Annotated in this window: 16 protein-coding genes and 4 pseudogenes; 10 read left to right on the forward strand and 10 right to left on the reverse strand. The window is 61.0% G+C overall.

Going from position 1 to position 20,484, the window contains the following annotated elements:
• Window positions 1–326 precede the first annotated feature (326 nt).
• Window positions 327–1,865 (reverse strand): annotated as a pseudogene (locus tag ACFXS9_RS02320) (amidase).
• 513 nt (window positions 1,866–2,378) lie between these two features.
• Window positions 2,379–2,717, reverse strand: a complete 339-nt coding sequence (locus ACFXS9_RS02325) for an SAM-dependent chlorinase/fluorinase (protein WP_392684682.1) — start codon at window positions 2,715–2,717, stop codon at window positions 2,379–2,381.
• Here ACFXS9_RS02325 and ACFXS9_RS02330 point away from each other — a divergent pair.
• Window positions 2,654–3,178, forward strand: a complete 525-nt coding sequence (locus ACFXS9_RS02330; RefSeq protein WP_392684685.1) for a GNAT family N-acetyltransferase — start codon at window positions 2,654–2,656, stop codon at window positions 3,176–3,178. The two genes, ACFXS9_RS02325 and ACFXS9_RS02330, sit on opposite strands and share 64 nt — an antisense overlap.
• Before the next feature lie 105 nt (window positions 3,179–3,283).
• Here the strand turns inward: ACFXS9_RS02330 and ACFXS9_RS02335 are convergent, their stop codons facing one another.
• Window positions 3,284–3,559 carry a hypothetical protein gene (locus ACFXS9_RS02335; RefSeq protein WP_392684688.1) on the reverse strand — a complete coding sequence of 92 codons (276 nt, stop codon included), beginning with the start codon at window positions 3,557–3,559 and terminating at the stop codon, window positions 3,284–3,286.
• Window positions 3,560–4,026: 467 nt separating this feature from the next.
• On the opposite strand from ACFXS9_RS02335, the gene ACFXS9_RS02340 reads away from it, so the two are divergent.
• The 4 genes and pseudogenes from ACFXS9_RS02340 (at window position 4,027) to ACFXS9_RS02355 (ending at window position 7,590) form a co-directional block, all read left to right on the forward strand.
• A complete protein-coding gene (locus ACFXS9_RS02340) occupies window positions 4,027–5,358 on the forward strand; it encodes a glycosyl transferase family protein (protein WP_392684690.1) in 1,332 nt (443 codons plus the stop codon).
• Window positions 5,359–5,380: 22 nt separating this feature from the next.
• Window positions 5,381–5,689, forward strand: a pseudogene (locus ACFXS9_RS02345) (UDP-N-acetylglucosamine 2-epimerase (non-hydrolyzing)); the annotation flags it as partial.
• Between the two features lie 61 nt (window positions 5,690–5,750).
• Complete coding sequence (gene wecB, locus ACFXS9_RS02350; RefSeq protein WP_392684693.1) at window positions 5,751–6,503, forward strand: non-hydrolyzing UDP-N-acetylglucosamine 2-epimerase; 753 nt, start codon at window positions 5,751–5,753, stop codon at window positions 6,501–6,503.
• A gap of 13 nt (window positions 6,504–6,516) precedes the next feature.
• A complete protein-coding gene (locus ACFXS9_RS02355) occupies window positions 6,517–7,590 on the forward strand; it encodes an HlyD family secretion protein (protein ID WP_392684696.1) in 1,074 nt (357 codons plus the stop codon).
• A gap of 77 nt (window positions 7,591–7,667) precedes the next feature.
• On the opposite strand, the pseudogene ACFXS9_RS02360 reads toward ACFXS9_RS02355, so the two are convergent.
• Window positions 7,668–10,498: pseudogene (locus ACFXS9_RS02360) on the reverse strand (DEAD/DEAH box helicase).
• Between the two features lie 165 nt (window positions 10,499–10,663).
• Between ACFXS9_RS02360 and ACFXS9_RS02365 the strand changes: the two are divergent.
• Window positions 10,664–10,786 (forward strand): hypothetical protein, encoded by a 123-nt coding sequence (locus ACFXS9_RS02365; RefSeq protein WP_392684698.1) that lies wholly within the window; start codon window positions 10,664–10,666, stop codon window positions 10,784–10,786.
• A gap of 328 nt (window positions 10,787–11,114) precedes the next feature.
• Here the strand turns inward: ACFXS9_RS02365 and ACFXS9_RS02370 are convergent, their stop codons facing one another.
• The 4 genes from ACFXS9_RS02370 to ACFXS9_RS02385 form a co-directional block, all read right to left on the reverse strand.
• Window positions 11,115–12,290 carry a Gfo/Idh/MocA family protein gene (locus tag ACFXS9_RS02370; protein WP_392684701.1) on the reverse strand — a complete coding sequence of 392 codons (1,176 nt, stop codon included), beginning with the start codon at window positions 12,288–12,290 and terminating at the stop codon, window positions 11,115–11,117.
• A gap of 13 nt (window positions 12,291–12,303) precedes the next feature.
• Window positions 12,304–13,359 (reverse strand): sugar phosphate isomerase/epimerase family protein, encoded by a 1,056-nt coding sequence (locus ACFXS9_RS02375; protein WP_392684704.1) that lies wholly within the window; start codon window positions 13,357–13,359, stop codon window positions 12,304–12,306.
• A gap of 149 nt (window positions 13,360–13,508) precedes the next feature.
• Window positions 13,509–14,186, reverse strand: coding sequence for an extracellular solute-binding protein (locus tag ACFXS9_RS02380; RefSeq protein ID WP_392684707.1), 678 nt, complete (start codon window positions 14,184–14,186; stop codon window positions 13,509–13,511).
• A gap of 256 nt (window positions 14,187–14,442) precedes the next feature.
• Window positions 14,443–15,324 (reverse strand): LysR substrate-binding domain-containing protein, encoded by an 882-nt coding sequence (locus ACFXS9_RS02385; protein ID WP_392684710.1) that lies wholly within the window; start codon window positions 15,322–15,324, stop codon window positions 14,443–14,445.
• A 250-nt stretch (window positions 15,325–15,574) separates the two neighbouring features.
• Here ACFXS9_RS02385 and ACFXS9_RS02390 point away from each other — a divergent pair, with 250 nt between their 5' ends.
• The 3 genes and pseudogenes from ACFXS9_RS02390 to ACFXS9_RS02400 form a co-directional block, all read left to right on the forward strand.
• On the forward strand, window positions 15,575–16,096 hold the full coding sequence (locus tag ACFXS9_RS02390) for a nuclear transport factor 2 family protein (RefSeq protein WP_392684713.1): 522 nt from the start codon (window positions 15,575–15,577) through the stop codon (window positions 16,094–16,096).
• A 49-nt stretch (window positions 16,097–16,145) separates the two neighbouring features.
• Complete coding sequence (locus ACFXS9_RS02395) at window positions 16,146–16,955, forward strand: MBL fold metallo-hydrolase (RefSeq protein WP_392684715.1); 810 nt, start codon at window positions 16,146–16,148, stop codon at window positions 16,953–16,955.
• Window positions 16,956–16,969: 14 nt separating this feature from the next.
• Window positions 16,970–17,206: pseudogene (locus ACFXS9_RS02400) on the forward strand (transketolase family protein); the annotation flags it as partial.
• A 111-nt stretch (window positions 17,207–17,317) separates the two neighbouring features.
• Here ACFXS9_RS02400 and tenA read toward each other — a convergent pair.
• Window positions 17,318–17,989: a thiaminase II gene (gene tenA, locus ACFXS9_RS02405; RefSeq protein ID WP_392684718.1), complete on the reverse strand. Its 672-nt coding sequence runs from the start codon at window positions 17,987–17,989 to the stop codon at window positions 17,318–17,320.
• Between the two features lie 287 nt (window positions 17,990–18,276).
• Here tenA and ACFXS9_RS02410 point away from each other — a divergent pair, with 287 nt between their 5' ends.
• A complete protein-coding gene (locus ACFXS9_RS02410; RefSeq protein ID WP_392684720.1) occupies window positions 18,277–19,779 on the forward strand; it encodes an AMP nucleosidase in 1,503 nt (500 codons plus the stop codon).
• Between the two features lie 23 nt (window positions 19,780–19,802).
• Here the strand turns inward: ACFXS9_RS02410 and upp are convergent, their stop codons facing one another.
• Window positions 19,803–20,432: a uracil phosphoribosyltransferase gene (gene upp, locus ACFXS9_RS02415; RefSeq protein WP_057847806.1), complete on the reverse strand. Its 630-nt coding sequence runs from the start codon at window positions 20,430–20,432 to the stop codon at window positions 19,803–19,805.
• Window positions 20,433–20,484: the final 52 nt, after the last annotated feature.

Consider the following 20,484-nt stretch of genomic DNA (forward strand, 5'->3'; position numbering starts at 1 on the left):
CTTATTGTGCGCTGCGCCCTTTGGCGAGCAGCCATACGGATTCCGCATGCATCGCTTACATTACAGCGGATTGAAGGTCCTACAAGTCCCGGCTTGACCTACCCGAACCCATTGGTGGGTATCAGTTGGTATAGATGAGACGGCCGACGACCGACGGTGGCGTAGCTTCGCACTACTTGCAGTAGCAGGTCTTCGAGGATGCAGACCGTAATTCAGTCGCGGTCTGCCCTGATATGTCCACGCACTCCCATGCTCGACCGCGATTGAGGCCGCGCTGACGGGGCCGTCAGATTCCATGTCCGCTCCGATCAATTCGCTGCTGCTGTCTACCCGACGATCTGAAACGCGTCAGCCGCACGCAATACCGTGCCATCCTCCCAGTGGCGTCCGATCAGCATCATGCCGACAGGAAGGCCTGCCGACATGCCTGCCGGGACCGAGGCGGCAGGATGGCCAGTGACGTCGAACGGGCAGGTGTTGGAAATCATTTCGAGTGCCCGCGCAACATAGTCCTCGCGGCTCGCGTCCGGGGCCGGGAGTAGCGTGGCCTTCAAAGGTAATGTCGGCATGAGCAGGAGATCGACGTCTTTAAGCACCTCATCATAGGCGGCGCGTAGCACGCGCGCGAGGTTTTGGGCCTTTGCATAGTAGCGACCCTGATAATTGTCCTGCATGTACTGGCCGAGCAGGACAACGAGCTTGACGGTCTCCGAAAGGTCGTTGGCGCGCACCCGCCGGCTCCGGCCGTAGAAGTCCAGCAGCGAAGTCGTGTAGTGCCCTTTCCAGTTGGTTCCCATGCTATTGCCCGCGACCATCAGCGCCGTGGCGCCCTCGACGGCGATGGCATTCCAGATATGGATGCCGTCACGGTGGAGGGGGATCGATACCCTCGCTTACAGTCCCTCCCGCTCGCGTCAAGCGCTGTGCAGCCTCGCGCACCATGGCGTCGACGTCGGGCTCGGAATTGGGCCAGCCGAACCCCTCCTTAACGACCCCGATACGCAGTCCGCGGGCGTCTCCGGTGAGCTGCCTGGTATACGCTTCCGTACGCAGTCCCGCCGGTTGGCGCGGGTCGAGGCCATCGGTGCCAGCGAGCACTTCGAGAAGCCGGGCGGCATCGCCGGCGGTACGGGCAATGGGCCCGGTATGATCAAGTGTTAGTTCAATCGGGAAGACACCTGTGTATGGCACAAGCCCGTGGGTCGGCTTGTGACCAACCGCTCCGCAGAAAGAACTGGGAATTCGGATCGACCCTCCTGGTCGCCCCCGATGGCCATGTCGCACTCGCCGGCGACGACGAGCGCCGCGCTGCCGCTGGAGGAGCCTCCGGCAGATCGCTTCGGATCGTGCGGGTTGAGTACAGGCCCAGTGTCGGAGGTATGGCTACCGCCCGAGAAGCAAAGATGCTCGCACACGGCCTTGCCGACGATCTCTCCACCGGCATCGAGGATGCGAGTCACAATGGTCGCGTCTACGTCAGGGACGTAGCCCTCCAACACGTTGGAACCGTTCATCATCGGGATTCCGGCAACGCACACATTGTCTTTGATGGCGATTTTCTTGCCCGCGAGAGACCCCGAAGTTGCGCCTTTGATCGAGCACTTCCAGTACCAAGCGTTGAGCCGATTGTCCGAGGCGGGTGGACGGAAGCCCGTGTCCCGCGGGTACTTCACCGCCAATGTCGGCTCCGCGAACTGGTCCAGGCGACGGTACGACGCCAGCACGCCGTCCATGAGGTTGCGGAACGAAGTCAGATCGTCGCGGCTGAGAGCCAAGTTGTAGGATCTGGCGATGCGCTCCAATTCAGACAGCGGTGGCTTGCGCAGAATTCGCGGCGCCGTCGCCGGCGGGGGTGGTGCGTGCATGCCCGCCTCGGCGGCCGCACGAACGGGCATTGTCGCAGCGGCGACAAGGGTTGCTGCTGTACCGGCCGCGCCGGCGTGAAGGAAACGACGACGCGAATAATCTGGCGAGGCTCTCATAGCACATCCTCCCTCGACCAATGGGTTGACTTCTCAAATCCACCGCTCGCCGTAAAGCGTCGGAGACCGTCTGGTGGTCGGTGGCCGCGACGGTCACCAAGCGGAGGCCGCCGACGCTGCGGCCGGCGTACCAAGCTTCAACATCACAATGAGTCGTTGCACTCGGACAGTGCTGAGGCGCTGCAGCCGCATGAGGTTGGGACGTGAGGCCTGGCCGAGCGTATCGTGACAGCAATCAGGATGCCTCCGGCATCCTCGCGCGGACTGCGGAGCGACTTGCCGTCCAGCAGCAGATTATCGCGCAGCCACCGGCGATCTTCAAGAGCTTGCATCTTTCACAGTCCGCGCTCGGCAGCCGCGTCGCGGGGCACTTCCACCCTCGCGACATACGCTCAGTCAAGCCACGCATGTGATGTCTCTTCGTGGCAGCCTTGAGAGCTGCCGGAGGCCGCCAGCCTCGAGAAAAATGGATGCCCGCCGCGTCCCGCCGACGCCGGGATCGACAACGCAGAGAAAGACGGTTCGCACCGGAAACCATGCGTAGGCCGCCAACAGATACGCCGATGCCTTGGAATTGCTGACTGGCTGGTTTGTGTAAGGGAAAGGGATTGAAAGAGGATTGCCCTCGCGCCAGAGTAGCCGTGGCGCAGAACCTTCATGGCAGTACTCAGATGCAGCCGGTCCTAACCACGGGGCGATTGGTGCTACGGCCACTTGCTGCCGAAGACGGTCCACAGATCGCCCGCGTCTTTGAGGGTGCGGGAGTCCGCCGATATCTGTTCGACAACGAACCGGTGCCGCCGGAAATGCTGCGCGAGATCGTCGAGGATAATCTGCGTCGACGTAAAGGCGGCTTCGGGCTCTGGCTTATTTGCCGAGGCGAAGGCGTCATCGGCTGTATCGGCTTGCATCACGCCTCGCCGCGAGCCGTCGAGATTTTTCCGGCCTTCGAAGGCAGGATCGAGACGATCATTGCGCTGAAGGAAGACGCTTGGGGCGCGGGCTACGCCAAGGAATCCCTCGGGGCGGTGCTCGCTTACGCCTCCGACGTATTGAAGCAGGGACGCATCGTTGCCTTGGTCGACGTACCGAACCGCGCCTCGCATGCATTGTTCCGGCGCTGCGGCTTCCGCGAGATCGGTGCCGGCCAAGGTCCGCTCTATCGGGCCATCGCCTACGAGCGGACGACGACGTAGCCATCCAGCCCGGCCGGCAAAACCTGCGAGCGTGCGCCCAGGATTCGTCTGCGGCTTATCGCGCAGCCCCGTTCACCTGCAGGACGCGCGTCGCGCGGTCGGGGCCTAGTGGACGGGATAGGGTGAGACGAGAGCTGGCCTGTTCTGAGACGAGCCAGCGGTCGTTGTCAACTGATCAGCCGCCATGTGCAGCAGCAATCCGGGAGCCGCTGTTAGATCCAGCGTCAGCATGTTTGCGACGTTCCACGGGTTGAGGAGGTTAACGAGAGCCCAGAAGCCGTCGAGATGCAGAACGACGAGGTGACTGGACACGATGAGCAGGCCTGCCGCACAGAGCCAAACCGTCCCCATGAGCCGCAGCGCCTTTGCCAGGATAGACATGGATCGCCCCTATTCCCTCACCTGATCGCGTTCTAGGGACAAAAAATGAGGAACCGCGGAAGAAAGCCGCCGGCATTTTCCATTTCACATTCAGCATTGCCTAAGGATGCGAGTCGCGGCCGAATGCGATTTGGCTGGCGCAGTCGGAAACGCCCATCACGACGCGCTGGATTCGCCAGCGGGGACAGGCGACTCTGCCGGTTGCGCGACGCCTAGGCCTGCGGCCGTAATCATCCGGAATGGATGCCTGCCTGGATTTGCTTTAAGGGAACCGCTCCGCTGCTTAACGAAGGGTTAAGTCGCTACAAGCCTTGCCGTCCGTTGATACAGATCAACTGCCGATGAGGATGGGTGAGAACAGGCGGCGATGGTCGCCATTTTTCGTTGCCGCTGCAGTAGCAGCCAAACTTACGCTCTGAAAGGCTGTATCGCGCTTCCGCTATGGAAAGCGCGGCCCGTTGAAAATAATGAACGAAATACTGGTCTCGCTCTTCCTGCTCGTCAGCCTGTTGATAAACCTGTCATCGCTGGACGATCTTTTCATCGATCTGCTCTCGTTCGGGATTGCGCATTTTCCTTTTCGGCGCGCAGCCGCCAAACCGGCTCCTTTGCCAAAGATTGCGATCTTCGTCGCCAATTGGCGCGAGGAAGACGTCATCGGCAAGATGGTGGAAGGCAACCTCGCCCGCATCGATGACCCGCAGGTCTCGCTCTTCCTCGGCGTCTATCCGAACGACACCGGTACGCGGCGCGTCGCTGAAGCCCTTGCCGCGGCCCATCCCGATCGCGTGCGGGTCATCGTAAACAGCTTGCCCGGCCCAACGTCAAAAGGGCAGATGCTCAACGAGATGTTCGCCCAGAGCTTCGCGGGGGAGCAGGCTCCGGACTTGGTCGTTCTGCACGACAGCGAGGATGTCATCGATCCACGCAGCTTTGAGATCTATGCGAGATATGCGGGCGAATACGATTTCATCCAGGTTCCTGTGTTCTCGCTCAGCCGCCGCAGAGGGGCCTATGTCGCGTCGACCTATATGGAGGAGTTTGCCGAGCGCCATACGCGCGAACTGATCGTGCGCAACGCGCTCGGCGCCGCCATCCCTTCCGCCGGGGTCGGCACCTGCCTGACGCAGGCGCTCGTCAGGCACTTTCTGAAGACGCGCGGGCAGGTCCTGATGTCCGGGACGGTGACCGAGGATTACATTCTCGGCATCGAGGCCAAGCGCGCGGGCTTCAAATCGATTTTCGCCGCGCTGTCCGCACCGGCTGAAGAGGGTGCCGACTATGTCGCGACCCGCGAGTTCTTCCCCCAGCGTCTGGAAGCCTCGATCAAGCAGAAGACCCGCTGGGTCTATGGCATCGCCTTCGAAGCGATGCACAAGCTCGGCTGGCAAGGCGGGCTCTGGGACATCTATTTCTTCCTGCGCGATCGCAAGGGAATGATTACCAACTTCCTCGCCCCCGGATCCATCGTCCTGATGATCTTGGCGCTTGCGGACCTCATCGATCCCGAGACCCTGCCCCGCGAGATGTACCATCTCTTCCAGTGGTCTCTGTCGTTCAATCTTCTCGCGGTGGTGTTCCGCTATGTCGCGCGCCTGACCTCCAGCTATCGGGTCTACGGCAGGCTCGATTGGCTCGGCGTCGCGATACGGTGGCCCGTATCGCTCTACATCAACATGGTTGCGACGTTCCGTGCTTGGAAAATCTATCTGGGCGAGTCGCAATTCGCTACCTCCCCCATCGTGTGGTCGAAAACGACCCACGATGTCCCCGACGATTTCCTGGCCGCCACCCGCTGAACTCCCGATTCGAAGAATAGATATGCGCATCCTCATCGCCTTTGGCACACGGCCGGAGATCATCAAGCTCGGTCCCGTCTATCGCGCCCTGCGCAAGTCCGGCGCGCATGTCGATGTCTTCTGGTCGGGGCAGCACATCGATCTGGCAGACGGGCTATTGAAGCTGTTCGAAATCGAGCTTGCCCATAGCGGCACCGGGGTCATGCAGGAGCCCAGCCTCGCCGGCAAGTTCGCGCTGATCACCCAGCAGATGCAAGCCTTGCTCGGACCGGGGCATTACGATTCGGTGGTGGTGCAAGGCGACACAATGACCGCTGCAGCCGGCGCCCTGGCAGCCTTTCTGAACCATGTCCCCGTTGCGCATGTCGAGGCCGGGCTGCGGACCGGAACGCTTGATTCTGCCCTGGCCGGAGGAGTTCAACCGGCGGCTCATCACGATCGCCTCCACATTGCATTTCGCGCCGACCAAGCGGTCGCGCGATCACCTGCTACGCGAGGATGTGCAGCGCGATTCGATCAGCGTGGTCGGCAATACGGCGGTCGACGCGCTGCTTTATGCTCGCTCCAAACTTGCTGGAGGTTATGTCCCGATCGACCGCGAAATCGCAAACCTCCCGCAAGACAGGAAGCTCGTGTTGGCGACATTGCACCGCCGCGAGAACATCGGGGCGCCACTGGATGAGATCCTCGAGGCCCTGTGCGAGCTTGCAGATGACGGCGACAAGCTGATCGTCCTTCCCGTTCACCCCAACCCGGAAATCCGCGCGCAAGTCATGCGTGCACTCGGCGCGCGGCCGAATATCCGTCTGCTGAAGCCGCTCCAATATACCGACTTCGTCTACCTGCTCAGCCGGTCATGGACGGTCGTGACCGATTCGGGCGGTATCCAGGAAGAAGCGCCGACATTCGGTCTCCAGATCCTCATCACGCGCGAGAGCACTGAGCGGCCCGAGGTCGTCGAGGCCGGGTTTGGAACTCTGGTGGGGTCCAACCGCGATGCGATCACCGCCGCGGTGCGGCGTCTCACCTGCTCCGATGCGCCGCAGCTTCTGCCCGCTAATAGCCCGTTCGGAGACGGTGAAGCGTCGCGCCGCATAGCGGATCGGATTTTCAACCTCAGACCGTTGCAGCAAGCCGCCGAGTAGAAGAATGGCAGTCTTGGAACAATATGCGCCGAGCGCGCCACTCAACGTCAGCCAGGTGCGCTGGAGGCGATTACGGAACCTCGTCCTCATCGCCATCGGTCTCGCCGTCACCGTCACCATCGCCATCTACCTGATCTCCGGCGGGGTTATGTTGCTGAGGGCATCCGGGCTGGTTACGCGCGAACATATAGCCATTGGCGCGCCCTATCAGGAGACGCGGGTCAAGGAGGTTTTCGTCCGTCCAGGAGACAGGGTGGAGGCTGGGCAGAAGATCGCCATCGTCGAATCGACATCGATTTCCCGCACGCTCGCTGAGCTCGCCGTGGAAAAAGCCAGGCTGATCACCCGGATCGGGGCGATCGAGGCGAGGCAAGCCGCGATCGGCATGTTGCTGCCGGCGGCCGAGGCCAACGCCAGGCAGGCGCAGGACTATCTCGACAAGGTGGCCGGCGCGAGCAGGAACGGCCTTGCGGTGGACAGGCTCCTGACCGACATGACCAGCGCGGCCTTTGCCGCCGCCGAGAAGCACCAGTCCTTGAAAGCGGAGCGAGCCTCGCTCGCGGGCGAGCTGGCCGCCTATCACAATGCCCTCAAGCAGGTGTCGGATGCGTACGACTCCTTGCAGCAAGCCTATGCCGGCGGAGCCTTGCATGCGCCGGTCGCCGGATATGTGGGCAGCAAGGTCATGAGCGCCGGAGCCGTGCTCGGCCCGGCAGGCAATGACATCGCCACCATCCACACAGGCCCGAGCTTCATCCTCGCCTATCTCCCCGACAGCTACCTGTTCGATCTCAATGTCGGGCAGCGCGTCTATGTGCGTTCCTACACCCAGTCCATCGTTGGAGTGGTCGAGTCCCTGCTGCCGATGACGGATGCCATGCCGCCTGAATTCCAGATCCCAGGCGATGTGCGCCAGAGGGGACAGGTCTTCAAGATATCGATCCCGGAGGGGGCGTCCCTTCCTCTCGATCAGAAAGTGAAAATCTCCACCTGCTATTTGAACATGTGCGATTCGGGCGCCGGACTTCAGGACGTCATGCGGCGCATCATGAACTACGTCGAGCGAATCCAGGGATACGCGCGCTAGACTTGAATGGCGAGGTCAGGACGGCCAGAGCGAAACAGAGCAGCCTCATTATTCCGACGAGGCGAGCAGCGCTGCGATTACTCATCCAGAAGGTCGAGAAACTCTTCGACCGCCCGAAGCGGTCCATCGCGTCCGTTGCTGATGTAGACAACCCGATCGCCATCGCGTTGCAGGGATCGCGCCTTGGATTTCCGAAGACGTCCCGGCAGGAACGTCGCGGCTACGGCGTCCAGGCCGACATCAAGTCTTATGATCCTCTTCGCCTGCAGTCGATCCTGAGCCTTGCTGCGGCAAAGAAATCGCGGGCCGCCGGAGGTAATCTGCCGAAGCGACGAGAGGTCTCCTCCTCGAGATCGTCCAGCTCATCTTCGCTTCGGCATCTGGCGACGCGGCCGTAGATTTCCAGCCGCACCGCCTCCGATTGCACGTAGCCTGCGGGCAACATGTCCCCTACCGGCAGATTCAGGTCAGGCACCCACAGGTCGGCTGTTCTGTCGTCGGCTTTCTCCGAGGCCAATTTCAGAAGGTGGCTATAGAGCACCGGCCCGAACACCTGCACATGGCCCGACTGCCGCTCTGAAAGCACGTCCCCCGCTCCCCTGAGGTCCAGATCCCGCGCACTGATCGCGAAACCCGCGCCGGGTCTGTTGAACTCCTCCAGAACGGCCAATCGCTTCTCGGATCGCTCCGAGCCCGAATCGGTCAGCAAATGCGCAAACGCCCGGATCCCGCTGCGGCCCACCCTTCCTCTGAGCTGATGAAGTTGGGCAAGACCGAATTTTTCGGGCCAACAGACCACGATCGTGTTTGCACGCGGGATATCGAGACCGCTCTCCACGATGTTGGTCGCCAGCAGCACGTCCGCCGCGCCTTCGACGAAGCTCATCATTCGGTCGTCTATGTCGTCGGCGGGCAACTTGCCATGCAGACACACGATGCGGAGATCCGGGGCCACCGATTGAACGCGCGCCAGCATCGGATCGAGATCCTGAATTCGCGGACAGATCAGGAAGCTTTGCCCGTGCCGCCTCTGCTCGCGCAGCAATGCGGAGGCAATAGCGGCATCCGAAAGAGGAGCGACCTTTGTGACGACCGGGAGCCGATGAATGGGCGGAGAGGCAATGACGCTAATATCCCTGAAGCCAGCAAGACCGCCCGCGAGAGTCCGCGGAATCGGCGTGGCGCTCATCCAAAGGGCATGAATACTCTTGGCCAGCCCGGAAAGTCTCGCCTTCTCCGCCGCCCCAAAATGCTGTTCCTCATCGATGACGACAAGGCCGAGGCGGGCGAACTTCACGTCCTTCGAGGCGAGGGCCTGCGTTCCGACCACGACCTTCAATTTGCCACTCTTCAGCCCCTCCTTCACCTCTCTTGTCTCTGCGCCCGAACCGGTTCGCGACAAACTCCCCACTTCGATGCCAAATGGAGCGAAGCGTTTGCGGAAAGTCGCGACATGCTGTCTTGCCAGGACGGTCGTCGGCACCGCTATCGCCACCTGCTTCCCTGACAATACGACGGCGGCCGTGGCTCGCAGCGCCACCTCGGTTTTGCCGAATCCGACGTCGCCGCAAATGATCCTGTCCATGGGGTGGCCCGACGCAAGATCATCCAAAACGTCCCGAATGGCCTTCGCTTGATCGACCGTCGTGAAATACGGAAAACGCGCGACGAACCTCTCATAGATGGGACCAGGAGGTACAAGCTTCGGAGCCCGCCGGCGGCGCCGCTGGCTGATGTGTTTGGCGAGCTGCTTGCCGGCGATTTGAATTTCGCGCTCCGCCTCGGTACGCCGGCTCCACCATGTACTTCCATCCGCTTTGTCGAGGGCGAGTTCGCCGCGCTCCGACGCATATGGCCAGATCAAGGCCAGGTCAGAGGGCGGAACGAGCACTGCATCGTCTCCCGCAAATACGAGCCTGATCATTTCGCGCGACGACCCGCCCCCCGTTGCCACGGTCTGCAAGCCGTCGAGCAAGGCCAGCCCTCGCTGCAAATGAACAACCGCTGTCCCTTGCTCCGGCACATCTGCGTGGTCGAAAGCCGCACTCCAGCTTCTAGCCATCGGCTGCGGATGATGAGCCCTGCTGCCGAGCACATCGGAAGCCGTCACAACGACGAGAGGTTTCCGACCAGGCACGACAAAACCCCTATCGAAGTCGGCCAGAAGCGCCGCCTCACGGTTGCGTCCGGCCGTCGCCTCGTTCCAATCCGCAAAGTGCTCCGCCTTGACCCCGCTCATCCGCTCCAGCACGCGCAGGTCGTCCTCATGCGCTGCGACGAAAACCAGTCGCGAACCGGCGCGCCGCGTATCGTCGACGAACGCACGAAGCGCCTTCCTGGGCGATGCAACCTGCGAAAAGTCCGGTGAGGGAGCGAAGGGTGCCTTTTGCGACAGCACGTTCATACGCCTGGTCGCCTGCTTCCATTCGCGTCTCCCGAGGTATTCCCGGTCTCTGTCCGTGCGACCCGCCGCCTCCTCGATCGTGCTGAGCCAGCTATCAGCGTGCGCTGAAACGCCGGCATCCGCGATCCACTTGGATCGACCACAATAGTCGAATAGGGTCGAGCGCTTTCCGCGTATGTTCCCGAACGCCAGCCGCTCCGACATCGGGTCGATGAGAAGCTCTTTCGTCTCAAAAACGATGTCATGTTCTATCGGGTCGAACGCCACGATCCGACGTATCACCCCGCCGGAATGCTCTACTCTGAACGGACCGAGCGCGCCGGCGGGAAAAATCTCGAATGTCTTCCCGTGAAACAGCGCGCCGCCGGGATAGTCCGCCTCTTCATCGAGGTCGTATCCGAGGGCCTCAAGCCGCGCCCGGAGATCTTGTTCAGAGAACGCGGCACCGACTTTCAAACGGAGGACGACCCGGGACCAACTCGCCGCAGTGGGAAGGCGCTCCATCACGGCCTCCGCCGTGGATACGAGCAGGATCGGCTTCTCGGGCTTGGCAAGGCGCCTCAAGACCGAGCTTCGTCTACCCGCGATTTCGTGCGACGGCTCAAGCTGATCGAACGGCAGCGTATTCAGTCTTGGAAAAACCAGCACATCGCACGAAGGCGCGAGGGCATGAATGACGGCACCCAGCCGCTCGGCCCTATTCTCGTTTTCAGCAAGGAAGACGACGCCTTTGCGACCCGACTTCCTCCACTGTGCGAGCAGATGGAGGGCCACCATGCCCAGGGGCGATGAAGAAGAGATCGCAGTCCGCGATGAAGAATTCGTTCGCTTCGTTGCCCGGCTGGCTACACGCGCTTTGCTGGAATGGCCCACCTTGAACCCGTCGTTGATTCGCCACCAACTGGGGCTGATGGCGAGTGTTGTTTCGAACAGGCCCGCTCTGATGCGAGAGCTACGCCTCGGGCTGCGTACATATGCGAATTTGATCGCCGACGCACGTATCCAATCCAGTCGTCCAGTGAAACGTCGCTTCTCAGTATTGCCGGCCCACCTCCATGGAAGCACTACGCCAGCACGCCGCATCGACCGGGCGGCGTGGACAAGATGGACGCGTCGGCCTTCACGTGATCCGAACCCAGGCGCCATTGTTTGCGGATGAGCTCACCGCAGCTTCGATGAACTTCACGCCGGCGAGGCCATCCTCGACGGTCGGGAAAATCACCGCCGGATCGGGCGGTTTGCCGGCCTGTGCTGCGCGGATGGCGCGCGCTGCCTCAGTATAGATTGTTGCGAACCCCTCAAGGTAACCTTCGGGGTGCCCCGACGGCACGCGGGTGAGACGTCCCGCCTCGACCAAGGCGCCGGCACCGCCGCGGGTCAGGAGTTGCTTGGGCTGCCCATAGCGGGTGAACCAGAGATGGTTCGGATTTTCCTGTACCCATTCGAGGCCGCCCTTGGTCCCATAGACGCGCAGCGTCAGGCCGTTCTCATTGCCGACCGCAACCTGGCTCGCCCAAAGCATACCTTTGGCACCTCCCTTCCATTTCAGGAGGATCTGGACGTCGTCATCGAGACGCCGGCCGCCGACGAAGGTCGAGAGCTGGGCGAGCAGTGCGTCAAGCTGAAGTCCAGTGACGAAGCAGGCGAGATTGTAGGCGTGGGTGCCGATGTCGCCGATGCATCCGCCAGGGCCGGATCGGGTCGGGTCCGTGCGCCACGCGGCCTGCTTGTGCCCGCTTGCTTCTAACCGCTCCGTCAGCCAATCCTGCAGATATTCGGCCTGCACCAGCCGGATCTCGCCGAGATCGCCGTTCGCGACCATGGCGCGGGCCTGTCGGACCATGGGATAGCCCGTGTAGTTGTGGGTCACGACGAAAACCTTGCCCGTCTTCCTGACCAGTTCCACCAATTCCTCTGCCTCGGCGATGGTCGTCGTCAGCGGTTTGTCGCAGATGACGTGGATGCCGGCTTCAAGGAAGGCCCTGGCGACCGCGCCGTGCACGTGGTTGGGGGTCACGATCGAAACCACCTCGATCCCGTCGGGGCGCGCGGCCTCCGCCTTCGCCATCTCTTCGAAGGAGCTATAAGCGCGGTCGTTGGCGATACCGAGCTCCTTCGCCGAGGCCTTGGCTCGGACCGGATCCGACGCCAACGCGCCGGCTGTCAACTCGAACTGGTCGTCGATACGCGCGGCAATGCGGTGGACGGCGCCAATGAAAGACGCCTGGCCGCCGCCAACCATGCCTAACCGGATACGACCATGACCGCCAGGCTCGCTGCTTGCCTCAATAGCCATTCTTCTTCCTCGCTCAGGAGATGCCAAGCATCTTGCGGTTCATCTGGTCGTCGGTGCCGGAACCTGCGAAATCGTCGAAGGCCTTCTCCGTGACCCGAATGATCTGTCTTTTGATAAATTCGGCGCCCTCGCGCGCACCTTGCTCAGGATGCTTCAGCGCGCATTCCCATTCCATCACCGCCCAACTGCCGTAATCGTACTGCGTTAGCTTGGAGAAGATCGCGCCGAAATCTACTTGACCATCGCCCAGTGAGCGGAAGCGGCCAGCACGATCGACCCAGCTCTGGAACCCGCCGTAGACTCCCTGGCGCCCCGTCGGGTTGAACTCCGCGTCCTTGACGTGGAAGGCTTTGATGCGTTGGTGATAGATATCGATGTAGTCGAGATAGTCGAGCTGCTGTAGCACGAAGTGCGACGGGTCGTAGAGCAGGTTCGCGCGCGTGTGGCCATTCACTCGCTCGAGAAACATCTCATAGGAGACACCGTCGTGCAGGTCCTCGCCTGGATGGATCTCATAAGCGAGATCAATGCCGTGCTCCTCCGCATAATCAAGGATCGGCTGCCAGCGCCTGGCGAGCTCGTCAAAGGCGGCCTCGACGAGGCCTGCCGGACGCTGCGGCCAGGGATAGACATAGGGCCAGGCCAATGCGCCGGAGAAGGTCGCCTGTGCCGTAAGCCCGAGGCGCCTTGAGGCGCGGATTGCGCGCTTGACCTGGTCGACGGCCCACTCGGTGCGCGCCTTGGGATTGTCCCGCACCTCCGGCACGGCGAAGCCGTCGAATGCTGCGTCATAGGCCGGATGAACCGCGACGAGCTGGCCCTGGAGATGGGTCGAAAGTTCGGTGATGGAAAGGCCGTGACCGGCTGCGATCCCCGTCACCTCATCGGCATAGTCCTGGGACTCCGAGGGCTTGCTGAGGTCGAAGAGCCGCCCATCCCAGCTCGGGATCTGAATCCCCTCGTAGCCGAGCGAGGCGGCCCATTCGCAGATCGCGTCGAAGGAGTTGAACGGCGCGGCGTCGGCGGTGAACTGAGCGAGGAATATCCCTGGTCCCTTGATCATCTTCATGAAGTGCTCCTTCTTCCCTGGATGCTCCAGTAGCGCGTGCCCGCTGAGCTCGATATCCTACACGCGAAAACCGCTCCACAGGGGAGGCATACAAGGGGTCTGCTCCCTCGAAGATCACGATTGAGTCCGCCCGTTCGTTCGATCGCTGGCTAGCCGCCGCACTTTGGCAGAAGTTTGGACACATCTTTAACCAGCTCCGGCATGACCTGCTCCGCCGTACGCTTACCCGTCACCAGGCTCTCTATATGGTGCTTGATCACTTCAATAATTTTCAACGAATTGTCACCTGGAAACGACGCCCATTCCGTCAGCAGCGGTAGTTGCTGGATGCTGGTCAGGTGATTGGGACTCTTTCTATAGAAAGCGCCGAGCAGTTCCGGCGTCTTCACGGCGATCTCGTTGCCGGGCATATAGCCGGTGGAATTGACCATCGCGGTCTGGCCGACCGGCCCGGTGGTGAACTTCACATATTTCCAGGCGGCCTTCTGACGTTCGGCGTCCTTTGCGAAAACCATAGCGACGTTTCCGCCTGCGGGAAGGCGCCCGTCGGCGACGGCAAGCGGAAAGGCGACGGTTTTGAACTGGAACCGACCGCCGATCTGCCGCTCGGCCGCGGCCACGTAGGATGTGGAATCCGCTGATATCGCGATGTTGCCGGCGACGAATGATTGCCGGGCCTGACCGAGCCCGAGATTCGGCATGCCCGATCTGCCGAAAGCTTCGAGCGTCTTCAGCGCCCACATGCCGTTTGCGTCGTCGAAGTCGGTGCTGCGAGAGCAGGAAACGGCTGCAACTGGGATCGCCTGTTGCGATACAAAGGCCGGCATGGATCGTCAGTGAGGCCAACGGCGTTCAAGAGCGGTCCCCGTGCCGCGAATTCCATCTCGTTGCCGGAGATCCTGTGAATCATGCCGAGTTGCTCCTTCCGCAGCAGCTCTTTCCACACGGCGTTCAGATCTTTGGCGCGCGGCGATCGGCGCAGGCCTACAGCGACTACCGTCTTTTCCAAATTCGACCAGTCCCTAATTCATCCGAACGGGAAGGTATGTTGTCACGATACTGTTCGTCGCGTGCCAACTATTGTTAGGAGGCTCGCAGCGCGTTTGTTAGCGCAGACAGCGCAGCCGGCTGATGCTGACGACTGGGATAGTACATGAAGAATCCGGGAATTGGCGGCGTCCAATCTTCCAGCACTCGAATAAGGCGACGCTTCGCAAGATGCTCTGAGACCTGCTCTTCAAATGCGAGTCCTAGGCCGGCGCCAGCGAGTGCCGCTTGAATCACCAGGTGGGTATCATCGATTATGAGCGGCCCATTCACGCCGACCGTGACCGCCTTTCGTCCTTTCTCGAATTCCCACCGGTATGGACCGCCCGGAAGACGCAGGCTTATGCATCGATGGTCATTTAGATCCTTGGGCGTCCGAGGAATGTTTCGTGATGAAAAATAGCCAGGCGATCCGATCACCGCCAATCGCAGCTCCGGGGTAACCCGCACCGCGATCATGTCCTTTTGAATGTACTCGCCGAGTTGAATGCCGGCGTCGAACTCGCCCGCAACGAGGTCTACGGGGCCAGTGACAGTAACAACGTCAAGAACGATCTCAGGGTAGGCTTCCGTGAATGCCGTGAGCCGCGGCAACAAAACCATCACAGCAGCCGACCGGGACATTACAATTCGAAGGCGCCCTGCAGGTCGGTGCCGAACGTTTCGGGCTTCGTTGATAGCACGAGCAATTTGCTCAAGTGCTGGAGACAATTCTTTCAAAAGAGCGGCCCCTGCAGCGGTGGGTGCGACGCTCTTGGTCGTTCGAGCAAGAAGCTGCAACTCGAGCCGTTGCTCAAGCCCCCGGATCGTGTGGCTCAGGGCAGACTGAGACACACCAATCTTTGCCGCCGCCCGCGTAAAGCTTCGTTCTCTGGCGACGATTGCAAACGCTGCGAGTTCGTTCAGTTCGTTTCTCATGATTTATGAATATCACTCATAACCCTATGTTGTGCAACACGCCTAGTTTCATGAGCCAGTCTGCCCTAGGTTCTGCCGAAGGAAACGTGAGGCAACTTTCTGGAGGTTTCGGCCGGCCTGACGCTCGGCGCATGCAGCTAGGCCTATGAAAGCGGTCGGTGTGCCAACTTTTTTGCGACGGCTATCCCCGGCGATTTCAATGTCATCTGAAGAACCCAACTCAACCCCCGGGGACTTTTTGGAGAGCAGAATGTCAAAAATAGATCGACGGGCATTTTTGAGTCGATCTGCCAGTGTGGCTCTTGGAGCTACGCTCGTCAGCGTTCCCGGTTTGATGCCTGGAGACCGGACTTTCAGCCATGCGCAGTTTCTTCCCATCCCAAACCTTATGGATAATAGCCCTATGGATACCGATGCTCGTGCCTTGCGCTCTCTAGCGCAGATCTATTTCGACGGTGCCTATGAAATGGATGCCGACAAATTCGCGTCTATATTTCATCCCTCGAGTTCCGTGACCAAGGTCGGCGACGACGGCAACGTGAGCGTGACGCCAATTGCGACGTGGCTGGCAGCCGTCCGCAATTTGAAAGCTCCGAAACAACAGGGCCTGGAGCGCCAAGATCAGATTCTGTCCATAGACGTTGAGGGAGAGCTCGCGCTTCTGAAGCTGAAGTTGCAAATTCCGCCACGTTACTTCACCGACATGTTGTCATGCTTAAAGGTCAACGGAACGTGGAAGATCGCTCAGAAAGTCATGACGTCGAAAACCTGACGGCCTCGGTGCCGTTTTTGAACGTGAATCATACGCTTGGCAGGTTGCCGTGGAAGCTCTGTCACAAAGCGCCAACACCTTGGGATGTGCTGCGGGGTCATGGAGGATTTGGTCACTCTGTGATGGATATGTCGACCTGCCCGCCGAATCACTAAAGTATCCCAACAACAAAATATGCGGGCAGACCGAACCGCCTCAGCGGGACGCTTCGCTAGTTCGATTGTCGGTCAACTGCTTCCTATTCGATCGCTCTGGCATGGACCGCGTTTTGATTGATTGTGGAGCGGGCGGGAGTTGGGACCCGTCCATGGGTCACCTCGTGGAGGCGATGGCGGAGGCAGGCATCGATACGTCATCAATCACCATGATCGCCCTCACTCATGCTCATGGCGACCACATCAATGGTCTCCTGATGCCTGACGGTCGACGAGCATTTAACGGCCTGAGGAAGATCGTGATAGGGGAAGACGCCGTTGAGGAGTTTCTTGCCGAGCCAGAGCTAGAGGAGTTTCGTCCACTCCTTGCCCCAGTTAACGGAGGAGACCGGCTGGCCGATCATTTACTGGCGGTGGCTATACCTGGGCACGCTCGGGGCCATATGGGTTATCTCCTCAACACTGACGAGGACGATGTCTTATTCTGCGGCGACCTTATCCACGTTCCTGCTGCACAGTTTTCCCGTCCCGACCTTACCTGGGCCTATGACGATGACGAAGCCATCGCGAGGGCTAGCCGGATCAAGTTGCTCCAGGACGCAGCAAATGCACATACGTGGCTAGCCGGAGCTCACCTGGCTCGACCAGGCATCGGTAGAGTAGTCAAAGAAGGGCAAGGATATGCGTTCATTCCGGTCGCGTAACCGCCAGTGAGCCCATCCACCAGACGATCGCGGAGGAAGACCGCAATGTGAAGATCGCCTGCGCACTGCCGGGACTCACCTCTGGCTACGGTCCCTCCCATCACGCGACCGAAGACCTCGCCCTGTTCCGCGCCATGCCGAATATGGTGGTGATCGATCCTTGCGATGCACACGAGATCGAGCAGGTCGTGCCGGCAATGGTGCGCCACAAGGGGCCGGTCTACATGCGCCTCCTACGTGGGCAGGTTCCCTGCAGCTCCCGGCAAGTGGAGTGCAGGGTCGGGAGGGCGGCCCGCTTTCGACGACCGTCGTACTCGCTCAACTTGAAAACCAAACAGCAGTACGCTGTCACTGACTATCTATTATGCACCCTGGCCCGCGCGCCAGCCCATCTCCCAGAAGTCCGCTTCGAGTCGCGTAGCTTCCTTGAAGATCGCGATCAGCTCGGCCTCGCGGGCGGGCGTGGCGTAGAGATCGGCGAGGTTCTCCAAATGAGCCCGCGCTTTCGCCGCGACGTCCTGGTATGGCGCGCCGGCATACTCGGCGATCCAAACGCGATATGGATTCGTTGCAGCGAGCGCATCGGGTACCGACGCAAGCCGCGTCGCAATCTCGGCGTAGCCGATCACGCAGGGAGCAAGCGCCACCTTGAGTGCCAACAGATCGCCGCGCATTCCGGCGTCAAGTACGTAGCGTGTATAGGCCAGCATCTCGACGGCAGGCGGGGCCTGTTCGAGATCGCCGGGCGACAGGCCCCAGCCGGCGCAGAGCTTCACATGCAGGTTCATCTCGACGTCGAGGATGGCCGAGAGGCCGGCGGCCGCTTCACGCATGTCGGCGAGCTTGGGCGACTTGTAGACGGCGAGCGCGTAGGCGCGGGCAAACTCGATCAGGAAAAGGTAGTCCTGGACGAGGTAGTGACGAAACGCCGCCTCAGTGAGCGAACCGTCCGCCAACCCGTTCGTGAAGGGATGCTCGGTGTAGGCCTGCCACTCGGCGGATGCTACTGTCTTTAGGCGCTCGAAGAAACTCATGATCATTCGCCGGCTTTGCGTTTCACGAATGTGTTTGGCTCGCTACTACCGACGCGTCGCGAACAAGGCGGATGTTGAGCCTGATCCCTGCAAATCCAAGCTTCGGTTGCGAACACACTGCACCAGTTTCGCACTAGAAGCGACCCGGCGCGATCTCATCGTTCGGCCCTTTGCGGCCAAAACCCTTGCGGTGGCCGACGAAGTCCGGCAAGCGAGCCTGCTGCTGGGCCGGAAAGGTTCCCTTACCAAGCCTCCCCAAGGCGGGTCCAAGATACTACGTTAGGGTCATGAAGAATCACGGCCGTCCCCAAGCCATCGGGCCAATAGCCACACCAGAGCCCTTCGTGCGGCAAAGCTTCGACGACGCGCGCAAGGCGGTCGCGGCTTTGCGATCACTTTATGCCCGAAATACCCGGTTCCTGCGCGATTCCTTCGCCGCGCTCGCGGCTGGCAGCGACAGTAACCGGCGATACCGGGCGTTCTACCCGGAAATCAGCGTCACCACGAGCTCATACACCCAGGTCGATTCTCGTCAGTCCTATGGCCACATGCCGACGCCCGGACACTACTCGACCACGATCACCCAGCCCGACCTGTTCGAAACCTATCTCATCGAGCAGCTCGATTTGATTATGCGCAACCATGGCGTTCCGGTCGTCGTATCGGAATCGGAAACCCCCATCCCGCTGCATTTTGCTTTTCAGGAAGGCACCTACGTTGACGGTGCCGCTGCCAGGAACATCAAGCGACCGATCCGAGACCTGTTCGATGTTCCAGATCTTGATGGAACCGACGATCAGATCGCCAATGGCACATACGAAGCACCGGTCGGCCGGCCGAGGCCGCTGGCGCAATTCACCGCGCAGCGCGTCGACTATTCCCTGCATCGCCTGCAGCACTACACGGCCACCAGCCCCAACCACTTTCAGAACTTCGTGCTGTTCACCAACTACCAATTCTACATCGACGAATTCTGTGCTCGCGCCAGGGACCTGATGGCGAACGGCGATACCGGCTATGCCGAATTCGTCGAGCCCGGCAACGTCATCATCAGACGCGGGGAACAGCGGCCGGCCGCCGGCGTCATAACGGCGCGTCTGCCGCAGATGCCGGCATATCATCTGAAGAGGCCGGACTACGCAGGCATCACCATGGTCAATATCGGTGTCGGGCCCGCGAACGCCAAGACGATCACCGACCATATCGCCGTACTCAGGCCGCATGCGTGGCTCATGCTCGGGCACTGTGCCGGATTGCGCGACACCCAGGCGCTGGGCGACTATGTGCTGGCGCATGCGTACATGCGGGAGGATCATGTTCTCGACGACGACCTCCCGCTATGGGTGCCCCTTCCCGCGCTGGCCGAAATCCAGGTCGCGCTCGAAGAGGCCGTGGCGGAAGTGACCGGGCTATCAGGATACGACCTGAAGCGCGTCATGCGCACCGGCACCGTTGCTTCCATCGACAATCGCAATTGGGAATTGCGCGACCGGCGCGGTCCGATCCAGCGGCTCTCGCAGTCGCGCGCCATTGCGCTCGACATGGAATCGGCGACGATCGCCGCCAACGGATTCCGCTTCCGCGTACCCTACGGCACCTTGCTGTGCGTGTCCGACAAGCCGTTGCACGGAGAACTGAAGCTGCCCGGCATGGCCACCGAGTTCTACAAGCGGCAGGTGGCCCAGCATCTGACCATCGGTATCCGGACGATGGAGAAGTTGGCGGACATGCCGTTGGAACGGCTGCATTCGCGCAAGCTCAGAAACTTCTCGGAAACGGCGTTCCAGTAAGCGCGCCGAGACCTGTCGGGATCTTACCGCGTGCCGTAGGCGCGGTCGCCGGCATCACCAAGGCCAGGCAGGATAAAGGCGTTCGCATCGAGCCCCTCGTCGATACCAGCCGTCCACAACCGCACGTCGGGATGCAGGCCGCGGAAGCGCTCCACACCTTCCGGCGCGGCGAGCAGGCACACCAGCCGAATATCCTTCGCGCCGCGTTCCTTCAGCCGGTCCACCGCCGCCACCGCGGTGTTCGCCGTCGCAAGAACCGGCGACACCACGATTGCAAGCCGCTCGTAAAGATCGGACGGCGATTTGAAAAAATATTCGACCGCCACAAATGTCTGCGGTTCGCGGTAGAGCCCGATATGCGCGACGCGGGCGGTCGGAACGAGGTCCAGCATTCCGTCGACAAAGGTCACCCCTGCCCGCAACACCGGCACGAAAACCAGTTTCTTACCCGCGATCTTGGCGGAGTGCATTCGTGCAAGCGGAGTCTCGACCTCCACATCGGTTAGCGGCAGGTCGCGCGTCACCTCGTAACAAAGCAGCATACCGATCTCCTTGAGGAGCTCGCGAAAAGACTTGGTCGAAATCGTCTTGTCGCGGATCAGCGTAAGCTTGTGCTGGACCAACGGGTGATCCACGATCGTAACGCCTTCCATGCTTTTGCTCCCTGCGAGTAATCGAATCGCGTTCCATGCCATTTTTGAGCGA

Source organism: Bradyrhizobium sp. RDI18 (assembly GCF_043203335.1).
GTDB lineage: Bacteria > Pseudomonadota > Alphaproteobacteria > Rhizobiales > Xanthobacteraceae > Bradyrhizobium > Bradyrhizobium retamae.

Excerpts from the sequence above, each read along its gene's own strand:
- ACFXS9_RS02410 (WP_392684720.1), top strand. The coding sequence starts at position 18,277 with ATGAAGAATCACGGCCGTCCCCAAGCCATCGGGCCAATAGCCACACCA.
- ACFXS9_RS02370 (WP_392684701.1), bottom strand. The coding sequence starts at position 12,290 with ATGGCTATTGAGGCAAGCAGCGAGCCTGGCGGTCATGGTCGTATCCGG.
- ACFXS9_RS02375 (WP_392684704.1), bottom strand. The coding sequence starts at position 13,359 with ATGAAGATGATCAAGGGACCAGGGATATTCCTCGCTCAGTTCACCGCC.
- ACFXS9_RS02385 (WP_392684710.1), bottom strand. The coding sequence starts at position 15,324 with ATGAGAAACGAACTGAACGAACTCGCAGCGTTTGCAATCGTCGCCAGA.
- ACFXS9_RS02380 (WP_392684707.1), bottom strand. The coding sequence starts at position 14,186 with ATGCCGGCCTTTGTATCGCAACAGGCGATCCCAGTTGCAGCCGTTTCC.
- tenA (WP_392684718.1), bottom strand. The coding sequence starts at position 17,989 with ATGAGTTTCTTCGAGCGCCTAAAGACAGTAGCATCCGCCGAGTGGCAG.
- ACFXS9_RS02335 (WP_392684688.1), bottom strand. The coding sequence starts at position 3,559 with ATGTCTATCCTGGCAAAGGCGCTGCGGCTCATGGGGACGGTTTGGCTC.
- ACFXS9_RS02390 (WP_392684713.1), top strand. The coding sequence starts at position 15,575 with ATGTCAAAAATAGATCGACGGGCATTTTTGAGTCGATCTGCCAGTGTG.
- upp (WP_057847806.1), bottom strand. The coding sequence starts at position 20,432 with ATGGAAGGCGTTACGATCGTGGATCACCCGTTGGTCCAGCACAAGCTT.
- ACFXS9_RS02365 (WP_392684698.1), top strand. The coding sequence starts at position 10,664 with ATGAATGACGGCACCCAGCCGCTCGGCCCTATTCTCGTTTTCAGCAAG.
- ACFXS9_RS02330 (WP_392684685.1), top strand. The coding sequence starts at position 2,654 with ATGCAGCCGGTCCTAACCACGGGGCGATTGGTGCTACGGCCACTTGCT.
- ACFXS9_RS02340 (WP_392684690.1), top strand. The coding sequence starts at position 4,027 with ATGAACGAAATACTGGTCTCGCTCTTCCTGCTCGTCAGCCTGTTGATA.